The 13,590-nt window shown below is 32.8% G+C and carries 12 protein-coding genes; 6 read left to right on the forward strand and 6 right to left on the reverse strand.

Going from position 1 to position 13,590, the window contains the following annotated elements:
* Positions 1-8 precede the first annotated feature (8 nt).
* The 3 genes from ACFINO_RS05010 to ACFINO_RS05020 all read left to right on the forward strand — a co-directional run bounded on the left by ACFINO_RS05010 (position 9) and on the right by ACFINO_RS05020 (position 5,657).
* Positions 9-1,649 (forward strand): site-specific DNA-methyltransferase, encoded by a 1,641-nt coding sequence (locus ACFINO_RS05010; RefSeq protein ID WP_375655165.1) that lies wholly within the window; start codon positions 9-11, stop codon positions 1,647-1,649.
* A gap of 22 nt (positions 1,650-1,671) precedes the next feature.
* The gene (locus ACFINO_RS05015; protein ID WP_375655166.1) at positions 1,672-4,425 is read left to right on the forward strand and encodes a DEAD/DEAH box helicase; all 2,754 of its coding nucleotides are present in this window, start codon (positions 1,672-1,674) and stop codon (positions 4,423-4,425) included.
* Between the two features lie 293 nt (positions 4,426-4,718).
* Positions 4,719-5,657: a COG2958 family protein gene (locus ACFINO_RS05020; RefSeq protein ID WP_375655167.1), complete on the forward strand. Its 939-nt coding sequence runs from the start codon at positions 4,719-4,721 to the stop codon at positions 5,655-5,657.
* Between the two features lie 547 nt (positions 5,658-6,204).
* Here ACFINO_RS05020 and sodC read toward each other — a convergent pair.
* The 4 genes from sodC to ACFINO_RS05040 all read right to left on the reverse strand — a co-directional run bounded on the left by sodC (position 6,205) and on the right by ACFINO_RS05040 (position 9,564).
* Positions 6,205-6,729 (reverse strand): superoxide dismutase [Cu-Zn] SodC, encoded by a 525-nt coding sequence (gene sodC, locus ACFINO_RS05025; protein ID WP_375655168.1) that lies wholly within the window; start codon positions 6,727-6,729, stop codon positions 6,205-6,207.
* A 453-nt stretch (positions 6,730-7,182) separates the two neighbouring features.
* Entirely contained in the window at positions 7,183-7,506 is a 324-nt protein-coding gene (locus tag ACFINO_RS05030) for a hypothetical protein (RefSeq protein ID WP_375634660.1), read from the reverse strand.
* On the reverse strand, positions 7,484-7,828 hold the full coding sequence (locus tag ACFINO_RS05035) for a hypothetical protein (RefSeq protein ID WP_375611907.1): 345 nt from the start codon (positions 7,826-7,828) through the stop codon (positions 7,484-7,486). The genes ACFINO_RS05030 and ACFINO_RS05035 overlap by 23 nt, the downstream gene beginning before the upstream one ends.
* Before the next feature lie 509 nt (positions 7,829-8,337).
* The gene (locus ACFINO_RS05040) at positions 8,338-9,564 is read right to left on the reverse strand and encodes a UbiH/UbiF family hydroxylase (protein WP_375655169.1); all 1,227 of its coding nucleotides are present in this window, start codon (positions 9,562-9,564) and stop codon (positions 8,338-8,340) included.
* A gap of 185 nt (positions 9,565-9,749) precedes the next feature.
* Between ACFINO_RS05040 and pcsA the strand changes: the two genes are divergently transcribed.
* The 3 genes from pcsA to ACFINO_RS05055 are packed head-to-tail and all read left to right on the forward strand — an operon-like array spanning position 9,750 to position 12,046.
* Positions 9,750-10,568, forward strand: coding sequence for a phosphatidylcholine synthase (pcsA, locus tag ACFINO_RS05045; RefSeq protein ID WP_375634087.1), 819 nt, complete (start codon positions 9,750-9,752; stop codon positions 10,566-10,568).
* A gap of 21 nt (positions 10,569-10,589) precedes the next feature.
* A complete protein-coding gene (locus ACFINO_RS05050; RefSeq protein ID WP_375634658.1) occupies positions 10,590-11,636 on the forward strand; it encodes an enoyl-CoA hydratase/isomerase family protein in 1,047 nt (348 codons plus the stop codon).
* A complete protein-coding gene (locus ACFINO_RS05055) occupies positions 11,633-12,046 on the forward strand; it encodes a DUF6163 family protein (protein ID WP_375634091.1) in 414 nt (137 codons plus the stop codon). The genes ACFINO_RS05050 and ACFINO_RS05055 overlap by 4 nt, the downstream gene beginning before the upstream one ends.
* A gap of 258 nt (positions 12,047-12,304) precedes the next feature.
* On the opposite strand, the gene ACFINO_RS05060 is transcribed toward ACFINO_RS05055, so the two are convergent.
* Both ACFINO_RS05060 and ACFINO_RS05065 read right to left on the reverse strand, forming a co-directional pair.
* On the reverse strand, positions 12,305-12,664 hold the full coding sequence (locus ACFINO_RS05060; protein WP_375634657.1) for a hypothetical protein: 360 nt from the start codon (positions 12,662-12,664) through the stop codon (positions 12,305-12,307).
* A gap of 108 nt (positions 12,665-12,772) precedes the next feature.
* Positions 12,773-13,582, reverse strand: a complete 810-nt coding sequence (locus tag ACFINO_RS05065) for an MBL fold metallo-hydrolase (protein ID WP_375636739.1) — start codon at positions 13,580-13,582, stop codon at positions 12,773-12,775.
* Positions 13,583-13,590: the final 8 nt, after the last annotated feature.

Raw genomic sequence — 13,590 nt, forward strand, 5'->3', positions numbered from 1 at the left:
ACGATCGCATGAGTTATAATAAACAAAAACTAGAACTCACTTGGATTGGAAAAGAAAAACGCCCAAAACTAGAGCCTCGTATTTTATTGGAAGATCTTGAAAAATCTTATCACGCTCCGCACCAAGTATCTACCCAAGATATTTTTGATAATAAACTCATTTTTGGTGATAATTTACTCGCACTCAAAGCACTTGAGCAAGAATATACGGGAAAAGTAAAATGTATCTATATCGATCCACCTTATAATACAGGCAATGCCTTTGAACATTATGAAGATGGTTTGGAGCATTCCCTATGGCTAAGCCTTATGAGAGACAGGCTAGAATTGTTACATCATTTACTGGCGGATGATGGAAGTATCTGGATATCAATTGATGATGATGAACAAGCCTATCTTAAAGTGATGATGGATGAAATTTTTGGTCGCCAAAATTTCATCAACAATATTATTTGGCAAAAGAAATATGCTCCACAAAATGATACAAAATGGCTTTCTGATAATCATGATTTTATAATGGTTTATGCCAAAGACAAAACGATTTGGCGCCCTCAATTGCTTCCTCGTTCAAACGATATGGATGCGCGCTATAAAAATCCTGATAATGATCCTCGCGGTCCTTGGAAATCTGGAGATTTATCTGTAAAAAGAGTAACACCTAAGGATATTTATGAAATCATCACACCTTCTGGACGCAAGGTAATGCCTCCTAATGGTAGAAGTTGGGCTATGAATAAAAAAAAATTCTTTGAATTATTGAATGATAATCGTATTTGGTTTGGTCCAACAGGAAGTAATGTTCCTTCTATGAAACGTTTTTTATCAGAGGTAAAAAATGGTATGGTTTCAATGACCATTTGGCCTTATCAGGAAGTTGGCCATAATCAAGATGCAAAAAAAGAAGCCAAAGTCTTCAATTCTGATAGTGTCTTTACAACTCCTAAACCGGAACGTTTAATGGAACGCATTATTCAACTTGCCACTAATCCCGGTGATCTTGTACTGGATTCTTTTGCTGGTTCTGGCACAACCGGTGCTGTTGCCCATAAAATGGGAAGGAAGTGGATTATGATTGAACTTGGTGAGCATTGTCACACCCACATTATCCCTCGTTTAAAACAAGTCATTGATGGAACTGATCAAGGGGGAATTTCCAAAAGTGTCAATTGGCAAGGTGGTGGTGGATTCCGTTATTATCGCCTTGCACCTTCTCTGTTGCAAAAAGATCCATGGGGACAATGGATTATCGGTCGCGAATATAATGCTGCGATGCTTTCAGAAGCAATGTGCAAACATATGGGATTTACCTATGCACCTGATGAAAATCATTATTGGATGCAAGGGTATTCAACCGAAACAGATTATATTTATGTCACAACAAGCGCTATGACCCATGAACAACTCCGTATAATGAGTGAAGAGGTAGGCTCTCATCGCACGTTGCTGATTTGTGGTACAGCCTTTGATACAAAATCAGCATCCTTTGAAAATCTGACACTCACTAAAATCCCCCGTGCAATATTAGAAAAATGCGAATGGGGAAGGGACGATTACAGTTTAAATGTAGCCAATCTTGAACCAGTGATTGTGGTAAAAGAAAACAACAAAAATAAAGATATTGCGCAAGCAGAATTAGATCTATTTGAATAATATATAAAAAGCGGAGTTTTTCATGAACACTGTTGAAAAAAGGATTTCTGCTCGCTTATCGTTACGTAATCCTCAACGTGAATCTTTAAATATTTTGGTAAAAATCTTAGAAAATATAGAGCTTTCTAAAAATGCTGATTTGGTTGCAGAGTTAGAAGTGATAAAAAATCTTTATCCTTCTGTACAAGATTTTGAACGAAACTTTCCCTCTTTTTGTTTTGCCTTAGCAACGGGTGTTGGGAAAACGCGACTTATGGGGGCTTTTATCAGCTATCTTTATTTAACAGGTCGCAGTCACCATTTTTTTGTTTTAGCGCCAAATTTGACTATTTATGAAAAGTTAAAACAGGATTTTAGTCCCCAAAGTCCGAAGTATGTTTTCAGTGGAATGAGTGAATTTATTGCCAATAGACCCATTATTATTACAGGTGAAGATTATGAAAGTGGTAAAGGTATTCGCGTTGATGAACACCATTTTCAAGGACAAAAGCGTTTGTTTGAGAATAGAGATACGGCTTTTATCAATATTTTTAATATTTCTAAAATTAATACAACAGATAATAAAAAAGGCGCACTAAAATCTAGTATTCCGCGAATTAAACGCTTACAAGAAACGATTGGTGAAAGTTATTTTGATTATCTCGCAAATCTTCCTGATTTAGTTTTGTTAATGGATGAAGCACATCGTTATCGAGCTTCTGCTGGTGCGGCAGCAATTAATGAGTTAAAACCTGTTTTAGGAATAGAGCTTACAGCGACACCAAAAACAATAGGTGCAAAACCCGTAGATTTTAAAAATGTTGTCTATAGTTATTCACTTGCAGAGGCTATGAGAGATGGTTTTGTAAAAGAGCCTGCTGTTGCTACACGTAAAGATTTTCAACCTCAAAATTATACATCTGAACAATTAGAACATATCAAATTACAAGATGCAATTCATGCCCATGAAAACGTGAAAGCAGATTTAATTGCCTATGCCAAAGATTATAACAAAAAGTTTGTTAAGCCTTTTATTTTAGTTGTCGCTCAAGATACAAATCATGCACAGAAATTGTGTGATTTATTGGAATCAGATGATTTTTTTGCAGGAGCTTATAAGGGAAAAGTTATAGAGATTCATACAAAACAGTCGAATATAGAAGAAGATCAAAATATTCAAAAGCTGATTGCAATTGAAGATTCTCATGACCCAACAGAAATTGTTATTCACGTTAATAAATTAAAGGAGGGGTGGGATGTTACGAATCTCTATACTATTGTACCGTTGCGTGCATCGGCTTCAGAAATTTTAACAGAGCAAACAATTGGGCGTGGATTGCGTTTGCCTTATGGGTATAGAACAAGCGTGGAAGCTATTGATCGTTTAACAATTATTGCGCATGATCGTTTTCAAGATATTATTGATCGTGCAAACGATCCAAACTCAATTATAAAAAAGCATATTGAGATTGGAACAGGAGGGAATATCCCCTTTGAAAAGACCGATATAGTGACAGTTCCAAGTCAAGTAGAAGCTTTATTGATGCAAACGATGGTAATACGTAATTCCGATATAAATGGAGCATCTTCTGATTTACAAGGTATCATATTACGTCATACAGATTCCCCTACATTAACACCTGAAGAGCAAGATATTGCAGCGATCGCGTGGGATCTTATCAAAGAGAATGATAAATTGCCAAGTTCTCAAATGCTTTGTTCTGCACAGATACAAGAAAAAATTGCTAATAAAGTTATGAATATTAAGCCTTCATCACAAAAGTCTCTTGTATCAAAAGTGGTGACAATTCTGACAAAACAATTAACAGAACTGATAATAGATATTCCAAATATTATACTCATACCTTCGCGTGATGTTACTTATGGTTTTTATGATTTTGATTTAAAAAATCTAGAAAGCTTAAATTTTCAACCTGTTAGTAAAGAACTTTTAATTCGAGAATTGCGTACCCATAAAAGCATTTTTCTCACATCTAAGAATGAATATGTCAAAGAGCCTTATCTTGAAAACTACATCATTCGTGGTTTGATTGATAATGACTTTGTCGATTATGATAACCATACGCTCTTATTACGAAAATTAGCTAGTCAGATGGTAGAACATTTCCGATCTTATTTACCCAATGATACAGCTGTTGAGAACGTATTAATTCACTATCAGCACAAGCTTACTAGTTTTATTGTTGCGCAATTAAGAGAACATCAATGGGAAACGCAAAAAGATTATGCGGTTAAAGTTACACGAGGTTTTACAGCTTTATCACCTATCCATTATGTGTTACCGCAAGGGACGTCTCCTCTTGATTTTCGTAATATTCCTGCCATTAAAAGCGATATTAAAAAACTTGTATTCAGCGGCTTTAGAAAATGCTGTTATCCTTTACAAAAGTTTGATTCAGTAGAAGGGGAATTACGATTTGCTCAAATATTAGAGGATGATGCACAAGTCTTGAAATGGATGAAACCCGCTCGAGGTTTTTTCAAGATAGAATATGATAAAGGATCAATCTATGAACCAGACTTTGTTGTAGAAACGAAGGATGCCAAATATCTTTGTGAGCCTAAAAAAGCCTCTGAAATGCAAAATCCTATTGTTTTAAAAAAGAGAGAAGCTGCAGTTCAATGGTGTTGTCATGCAACGCGCTATGCGGCGACTTATGGCGATAAAAAATGGTATTATGTTCTTATTCCCCATGATGTTATTAAAGCAAATAGTAGTTTTGAAGGTTTGTGTGCGGAGTTTACCATTTCAGAATCTATACTTGAGAGCTCTTAACTTTTTTCTAACGACGTTAAAATAAAAGGAAAAATGTATAGAAAAGTTACACAAGATTATGCTTTTTTATGGTGATTTGTAGTACATTTACAATTTTTTATAAAAGTACAATCTTATTTTCGTTATGTGAAAAGATCTTTGAGTTATAGTTATAAATTAAAAAAATATTTTAATTTTATTGAGTAATTTAATAAATGTTCTTTTTTTAAAAAACTTAAACAGTTTATTGTTCTTTCATTTAAAACGCCTGAATATAATGAAATACCCAGAGGATAAAAGGGGGAGTTTTTCATATGACTTTAAATTTAACAAACACTGTTTTTAATTTTTTAAAGAAAAACCCGACAAAAAAGTTTACAGCTCGAGAAATTGCTCAATGGATATTTGAAAATTACCCAGAAAAATGCCGTCAAAAACAAAAGCATTCAACGGCGATAATCAATCCCCTTAATAGTGATGCAGCTCTTATTCAGCAAATTGTTGCTGAAATAGGATCGCAGCGCCCTCAATTACAAAAGCGTTATCCAGAAATTAAAACCACTGAAGGACGACCGCGACAATATTATTTTACTAAACAAACAGATAGTGCTGAAATTGATGCAATAGAGGACAAAGCAAAGAGTAGAACAGAAGATGGCTCTGTTAAAGAGCATGATCTTTATCCGTTATTATCTAAATTTTTATGGTCAGAACTTGCAGTTTATAGCAAACGCATTAATGAGAAATGTTCTCGTAATAAACATGGTGCAGGCGGAAATAAATGGCTTTATCCAGATCTCGTAGGGATGCAAGATTTAAGCAAGGAATGGAATCGTGAAATCAAAGACTGTGTTTTGCAATATTTTGATAAAAAGACAAAGCTTTGGTCTTTTGAAGTAAAAATTCTCATCAATCGTTCAAATTTACGAAAAGCATTTTTTCAAACAGTTAGTAATTCTTCATGGGCTAATTTGAGTTATTTAGTTGCTAGTGAAATTGAAGGAGTTGATACATTAAAAGAGCTTCGGATGCTTTCAAGTTTGCATGGAATTGGATTTATAAGACTTAATAAGGAAAACTCTTCCGAGAGTGAGATCTTAATTCCTGCCAAAGAACGTAGTGATATTGATTGGGATACTGCTAATAGATTAGTGGAGGAAAACAAAGATTTTCTTGATTATATTAAGCTCATTCGTCAATTTTATCAAACTGGTGAGATGCGTCCACTAGATTGGGATCATATGTATCTATAAGGGGTATTTTTAAAAAGACTCTATTGTTTAAAAGCCTTTTTTCAGAGTGATGAAAAATTACTCTAACTATTTTGTTTGACTTATTATATTGATATTGTATCAATTAAAATTTTTCTCACGTACCTCATGAGTAGGGTTGAGTAGGGGAAGAGTAAAAATTCTGTTTTAGTCCTGTTCTATTTTGTGCATTGAGCGTGATTCCATTAGATACTAGACTTAATGATTATAATTTATTATAAATTTGCTATTATAGAGGGTGAAATTCGACTTTTTTGCTTTGTTTACATCAAGCATAGAAAATATTACTTCCTCATATTGAAGTCTTCTTACGGAGAATTTACACTACTATTTCTTTAATTTCCATTACTGTTCATTTTGATGATTATTAAGCTTTTTGTTATCCGAAGTAAACATTCAAAAAAACATTAATTTTATAAAATATTCACATAGTTTACTCAATTTCTTGAAATAGATTAAAAAAATAAATTTCTCTCACACCTTATGGTAAAGGGAGTGTGTACTGTCGCAGTCTGCCACAATACTCTCTTTATTTTTCAATAATACCGCACGCTAAACGTGCTCCACCTCCGCCAAGCGGTAATGGTTTATCTGATTGATTATCAGCCCCTAAATGAATGACTAAAGAGCGCCCTTTAATTTCAGAGATTTTTTTTAATCGTGGAGCAAGAACGCTCATTATGGCATATCCCTGCTTATCAACATAAAGTGCTGGTAAATCACCAAGATGACCATTGACATTATAAGGTCCTAAATGTTTTCCGGTATGTTCCGGATCATAATGTCCACCTGCGCTTCCACCAATTATACCATCTTTTGTATCACATAAAGGATTTACATGTACATGAAAACCATGCATTCCTTCTGATAAAGTAGATAAATTAGGGATGAAAATCAAACCGTATGTGGTTTCTTCAATTTTAATGCTACCAATAGCCTTTTTGGAATTGTTATCTTCTAATTTATAAATATTTACTTGTTTTGATAGTGCTAATGCAGAATTTTTATGAATTAAAAATGCCATAAAAAACAATAATAATAATATTTTTTTCATGAAATACCTTTATACTTATCTTTAAATAGATTATTATCTATAAATAATAATCTATACTAATTATATGTTATATAAGTGTCTTAAATTGAAATTTAAGAAAAATAATTTACATAGAAATATTAGTTTTTATAAAGAGCAAATAAATTAAAGTATGTTTATATATATTTCTGAACATAACTTTTATTTTTTGATCTATAAAAAATACAGCTTTTATGGATGGATAATTATATCTCACTTACATTTCTTCAAGAGATGTTTTTAAAAAATCTACTTTTTGAGGTATAATAAGAAATTAAATAAGGAATTTTAGTAAGTTAGATGTTATTTCATTTATAATATGATAATCGTTTCATCAAAAAAAGAACATATAATTTGTTGATGATTTAATTGTTTTTCATAGAAAAAATGACGAGAAATTTCTATGCATTATGTAATTTATAAGAGAAAAAATTATTATGATTCATATAAATTTCCCAATAAAATACAGCATATACCGACACTCCCTCCCATTCCTGATCCTATCAGTGCTCCTATTATTATTCCAGAAGAAAGTGCTACTCCTATACCCATTGCGATAACTGGACCAAATCCAGGAAGAGCAATATAACCATAAGCTGCAAGAATTGCCGCGATAGCTCCTGATATGCTACCATTTAAACCGCCAATGAAAGCAAATTCTTTAATAGAATGGCAGTACTTTTTTAATTTTTTTTTCTTACAGCTGTGAAAAGAAACGTTGCTGTAAGTTTTTAAATCAATCATATTCTTTTCTTTCATTTTGAATGCTAACTGTTCCTGAATAGTCAACGGATACGAAAAAATGGGACTTTTTAAATTTTACTAAAGCACGCCAGATACCATTGTCATCTAAGCGCAATCGTTTAATATTCTCAAAACCATTTTGCATAAGACAATTTTTAACTTGTGAGGCAGTAAATGAGTTCTGACCTATTTTAGTGACCTTTTGAGTAGAGCTATAGGTAAAGGTTTGACAATAAGGAAGGTGAAAAACTTCACTTATTGAAGTCGTGACTATCAACGAGACACATGCAATCATTATAAAAAAAGTACTTAATTTCAAAAAATTATTTAGTGTCATCTTGTTACCATTTGTTGAAACAACACTTCATTAACCTCTGTGTTACTAACAGGTTCCAAAGATGATTTTATTTTTAATATTATACTTAACAATAAAAATTTTTAAAAATATATTGATTAAATAAAACTGTTTTTTTATTATTTATTTTCTTATTAATAATTAATTTAAAATAAATTTTTCAAAACGGTATTATTTTTCATTTTATTTATAGTTCTAAATTTAAAAGCTATGATTTAGCAAGATATCTTTATAATTTAATTTGTATTATATAATTCAGTTTTCTCTTATTTCATATCAACATACTAAATATATATAATAATTTTTAATAAAAAATAATTTACAGTTATATTAATTATAACATGTTATTATTATAAATAAATAAAATAAATATAATTAATTATTTTAATATAATTTGTTACTTCTTATAAAGAACAAAAATATTTTTTATATCAGTAATAGATATAATTGCAAAATGCAATTTATTATTTTACGTTATTATCCATTATTGCTTAGTAGAGCTGTTTTGATGATTTTGTTGGAAATATTTGCATAATTTCCTTAAATCCATAACCGGGATACATTCCTTCGCGCATAAATAAATTACGTAATGGTGGGAAACTATGCAACAAACCAAGCCCAATGCTTCGTATGATATGAACAGGCAACATATGAGAAAGTAGGGCAGAGTTCAGTGTATGAACAGCTCCACTTCGGATTAATATATCTGGTTTGCGGCATTTGTTGTAATGTGCAACAATCATTTCAGAGTTAGAATTGGATATTTTATTGGGTAAAATATCAATTAAAGTTTGGACATCACGGAATCCTAAATTCAATCCCTGTGCCCCAATAGGGGGAAAAACATGAGCGGCTTCACCCACTAAAATTGTTCGATTAGCAGCAAAATGATGAGAAAGAAGTCCGAAAAGCGGCCATGCTTGAATTGATGTTTCTAAGCTTAGCTTTCCAAGCATTGATTGCATTTGGTTTTCGATCATTTTTGCAATTGTTTTTGGTTCTATATTTAATAATTCCTCAGCGCGGGAAGGATGAACAACCCATACAAGACTAGATCTTCGTCCTGGTAGTGGAACCTGTGTAAATGGACCGTGTTCTGTATGGAATTCAGTTGATGTATTTTGATGAGAAAACTCATGAGAAAAGTTGAGAACAAGTGCTTTTTGTGGATAATTCCACTGTTTGACACTTATCCCTGCTGCGGCACGTGTAAGAGAATGACGTCCATCAGCTGCAACAACAAGTGGTGCTTGAATGATTCTATGATCAGCAAGAGTAATGCATACATGGTTTTTTGTGTGATGAACAGATTTGGCTGCAGAAACAAATCTTGTAATATTGGGCGTATGTGTAACAGCGTCGACTAAAGCACTGTTCAATTTTACATTAGGTATATTATAGCCAAAAGCTTTTTCGCCAATTTCAGTAGAAAAAAAATGCACCGTAGGAGCATGCACAATTCTAGAAGTTATATCTATAATTCTCATGGACGATAAAGCAGCTGCATGTTTTTGAAGATTATCCCAAATATTGAGTTTTTGAAGCATGCGTATTGCAGGCATCATAAGAGCCGTTGTCCGTAACTCATCTGTATGAGCAGGGGGACCAACAAGAAAAACAGAAAGCCCCTTCTGTGCAAGACTCAGCGCGGCTAACATTCCGACAGGACCTGCACCAATAACAGCAATATCTTTATGCTCTTCCTTTTCAAATATCACAACGATTTGAACCTTTATTCATTGAGAAAATATTTTAACATTTCCAAATGATCTCTCTCTTTTTATTATATGAATCTCTTCTATTATTATAGTATGTAATAAATAATGCGATATAAAAAAGTAACCTTTTTATGATTTTTTTAAATGCTGAGTTATATCATCGTTAAAAAATGGCGTATTGATAGATGGTTGAAGACTTTAAAAACGAGGATAAGAAAACCTTGAAACGTAAATTAACAAAGAAAATCAAAACAAATGCTAAATTATTACGCCATAAAAAAGTAACAATGCCACAAGCAAAGGCCTTTTCCGTTCATTTACTAACAGCTTCGGGATCATTTTTAGCGTTTCTTTCTCTTATATCAGCCTCTCAAAAAGAATGGACAGCTATGTTCTGTTGGCTTGGGCTTGCTCTTCTCGTTGATGGTATAGATGGACCAATTGCACGCAAACTTGATGTTAAGTACGTTCTTCCAACATGGTCTGGAGAGCTGTTAGATAATATTATTGATTACGTGACTTATGTCTTAATTCCTGCCTTTGCACTCTATCAAAGTGGTTTCATGGGTGTAGGGTTATCATTTTCATTGAGTGCAATTATTGTTATTTCATCTGCTATTTATTATGCAGATACTAGTATGAAAACCAAAGAAAACTTTTTTAAAGGATTTCCTGTTGTTTGGAATATGATGATTTTTACGCTTTTTGTCGTCAGACCAGGAGAGTGGATTACTTTTATCATTATTGTTTTATCGGCGATTATATCTTTTTTGCCAATTTATTTTATTCATCCAGTAAGAGTCCTTCGTTTACGTAGAATTAATTTTCCCATTTTTCTCTTATGGTGTTTTTTTGGTGTTTCTGCCTTCTTTTATCAACTAGAGGCTCCCTATTGGGTTAAAATAGGAATTTCGGTAACAGGAATTTATATATATTGTATTGGCGCAATCATGCAAACATTTCCTAAACTTGGGGAAAAAAGTATAAAAAAAACAATGAAATAATTGTTTTAAGAAGGGTGTGAGATGCAAATTAATTTTGGAGCAGATGATGATATTTCTTTTACGAAAGAAGGGCGTGCTGGTATTATAAAGCTCACACGTCCTTCAGCATTAAACGCTCTTAATCAACGAATGGTTTCAGCTTTAAAAAAAGCTCTCAGAACATGGGAAATAGATGATAATGTTTTTTGTGTCTTAATTGAAGGGGAGGGGCGTGCTTTTTGTGCTGGTGGAGATGTTGTAGAAATCTATCATATGGGGAAAAGTACTGCTTCTTGTCAATACTTTAGGAATGAATATAGTTTAAATGCTTATATCAAACATTTTTCAAAGCCCTACATTTCTTTCTTAAACGGTATTTGGATGGGAGGTGGGGTAGGTATTTCTCTCTATGGCTCGCATCGAATTGTTACAGAAAATACAGTTTTTGCTATGCCAGAAGGTGCGATTGGATTTTTTCCAGATGTAGGTGCAAGTTTTTTCTTACCATCTCTTCCCAATCATTTTGGTATCTATCTTGCATTAACGGGCGCATGTATAAAGTGGGGAGATTGCTTAAATTTAGGATTAGCAACACACGCCGTTGCTGAAACTGAATTCGATATGATTAGAAAAGCTGTTATTGAGCAAGGAGATCCTACTTTAGCTTTAAACGAGCGAGCAATTACAAAAGACTATGAAACAAGTCATGAAATACGTTGTATTATTAACACTTGTTTTAGTGCCCATACCTTAGAAGAATGTCTTGAGTTGCTACATAAAAAAAGCAATGAAGATGTTTTATTTGCTAAAGAATGTTATGATATTTTGCAGTCACGTTCTCCGACAAGTTTAAAAGTTATCTGGAAACAAATGAAACAAAATTCATCTCAAACGTTGGAAGATTGTATGAAAATTGAAAACCGCATAGCGTATCATATGCTTCATTCACATGATTTTTATGAAGGTATACGTGCTATGTTAATCGATAAGGATAAAAGACCTCAATGGCAACCAGATAAACTTTCAAATGTGACAGATGAAATGGTAGATTCTTACTTCCAACCTGTTGAACAAGAGTTATTATTGTGAAAAATAATTCTCACAAACAGATTTCAAAAATCAATTTAATCTATAACTGTTACTTACGTTTTTTGGCACTTATTTGCTTAGTTCTAGGTATTTGTTATTGGATACGCCTTGTTGGTGTTTTTCCAGGTATTCTATGGCGTTTTGATCTTATGCCTTGGCAGTGGCAATTTACATCAGCTATATTGGCTATTCTCTATCCTATTGCCTTAGTTGGACTTTGGATGTATTCACTATGGGGTATCATTGTGTGGTGTATTGCAGCGTTGATTGAAGCAATAACAATATATTATTCCGATTTTATTTATCAGCCATTTGTACCATTATTTCATGGAATATTGTTTTTAGCTTTTATAGTACTACAAATTGTAATTATTTTTTTTAAAAGAGTAAAAAATAAAAAAACATTGTGATTAAAATTTTCGAGCCAGAATAACAGGCTCGATTTTCGATCTTAGTTAACTTAAGTAGCTCATTTTAAAGCTTCGTTCCTCAAAACGCTGATGCTAGTTATACTTCCTCATAAAGTTCCATAATATATATTATGCGATAATATGATATAGAAAACCCTACTTTAAAATATCATCATAATATTTATATCATACAATTTACTTTTAAAATAAAATTTGGTCTTTAAGGTATATACCTTAAAGACCAAAAATTAAGAAAAATTACTGTACTATTTTACAACGCTTCATACGTGCAAGATCACTTAAAACAGCATTACGATTATTTAAAGCCGAAATTTCATTACTTTCACTGGATTTAGTATCCATAAAAAACAAAGCAGGTACAAATACAACACTTACCGCTGCTAAAGCCACGTTTTTATTTCTTGCTTTAGAACGCTCTGTAATTGTATCATTAATCTGACGTTTATTAGCAAAAAACTCCCGTTGAATATCGGCACAACTCATTGATCCGTCATGTAATGTTGTCGTTGCAATATTTTTTTCTAAACGCCCCCCACATGCTGTCAAGGAAACCGCTAAAACCACAATACATACACCCCGCTTAAAATTCTTATACATAAAAGCCTCATTTTTGACATAAAAACACTAAAGATGTCAAAAATGAAATAAAATAAAGGATAAATTTAAAAGTGTTTTATTTAACTTAAAATATTGCGCATAATAAGCTTACGCATCTGTTTCAAAAGTAAGACCTTGATATGCAGGTTTTACATAGGATGGAACGTAATTTATTACCTTATTGTAATCCAGCGATCTGTCCATATGTGTGAGTATTGCTTGTTTTGGCTTTAAATATTCTATCCACTGTAATGCTTGATCAACAGAAAAATGACTCGGATGGGATTTAAATTGAAGAGCTTCAATGATGAGAACATCTAAATCCATTAATTTGGATAAAGTTTTTTCAGGAAATTTACTAACATCCGTACAATAGGCAACATTCCCAATCCGAAAACCTAAGGAATGAATGTTTCCGTGGTGTTGTAAATGTGTATTGACACTTATTTCTCCGCCCTGCCCCTGAATAATAAATTGGCTATCTTCATTGATAAGATGTTCTTTTAAAATGGGAGAATAAGATGAATCTTTTAGAGTTTGAAAACAATATCCAAAAGCACTTTTGAGATGCTCTAGTGTAAATCTGTCGGCATAGATATCTATTAAACATTTTTGTGCAAGTGCATAGCTGCGTAAATCATCAATACCGTGGATATGGTCTGCATGAGAATGCGTGTAAAGAGCAGCATCAAGATGGCTTACACGCGCATCGATCATTTGTGAGCGAAAATCTGGACCTGTATCAATAACGATCGTTGTTTTGTCTCCAGAAGGTTTAATACGTTCAACTAATAAAGAACTTCTGTAGCGTTTATTTTTAGGGTTATTCGGATCACATGTTCCCCAATCACCATTAGGTCTTGGCACTCCTGGAGAAGGACCACAACCTAATATTGTAAATCGGTATTGATCACACATATCTTTTG

Source organism: Bartonella sp. AA83SXKL, from assembly GCF_042196965.1.
Lineage (GTDB): Bacteria > Pseudomonadota > Alphaproteobacteria > Rhizobiales > Rhizobiaceae > Bartonella.

Bases quoted from the DNA above. Each gene is read 5' to 3' on its own strand.
- ACFINO_RS05015 (WP_375655166.1), top strand. From the start codon at position 1,672: ATGAACACTGTTGAAAAAAGGATTTCTGCTCGCTTATCGTTACGTAAT.
- ACFINO_RS05035 (WP_375611907.1), bottom strand. From the start codon at position 7,828: ATGACACTAAATAATTTTTTGAAATTAAGTACTTTTTTTATAATGATT.
- ACFINO_RS05060 (WP_375634657.1), bottom strand. From the start codon at position 12,664: ATGTATAAGAATTTTAAGCGGGGTGTATGTATTGTGGTTTTAGCGGTT.
- ACFINO_RS05020 (WP_375655167.1), top strand. From the start codon at position 4,719: ATGACTTTAAATTTAACAAACACTGTTTTTAATTTTTTAAAGAAAAAC.
- ACFINO_RS05065 (WP_375636739.1), bottom strand. From the start codon at position 13,582: ATGTGTGATCAATACCGATTTACAATATTAGGTTGTGGTCCTTCTCCA.
- sodC (WP_375655168.1), bottom strand. From the start codon at position 6,729: ATGAAAAAAATATTATTATTATTGTTTTTTATGGCATTTTTAATTCAT.
- ACFINO_RS05050 (WP_375634658.1), top strand. From the start codon at position 10,590: ATGCAAATTAATTTTGGAGCAGATGATGATATTTCTTTTACGAAAGAA.
- pcsA (WP_375634087.1), top strand. From the start codon at position 9,750: ATGGTTGAAGACTTTAAAAACGAGGATAAGAAAACCTTGAAACGTAAA.
- ACFINO_RS05030 (WP_375634660.1), bottom strand. From the start codon at position 7,506: ATGAAAGAAAAGAATATGATTGATTTAAAAACTTACAGCAACGTTTCT.
- ACFINO_RS05010 (WP_375655165.1), top strand. From the start codon at position 9: ATGAGTTATAATAAACAAAAACTAGAACTCACTTGGATTGGAAAAGAA.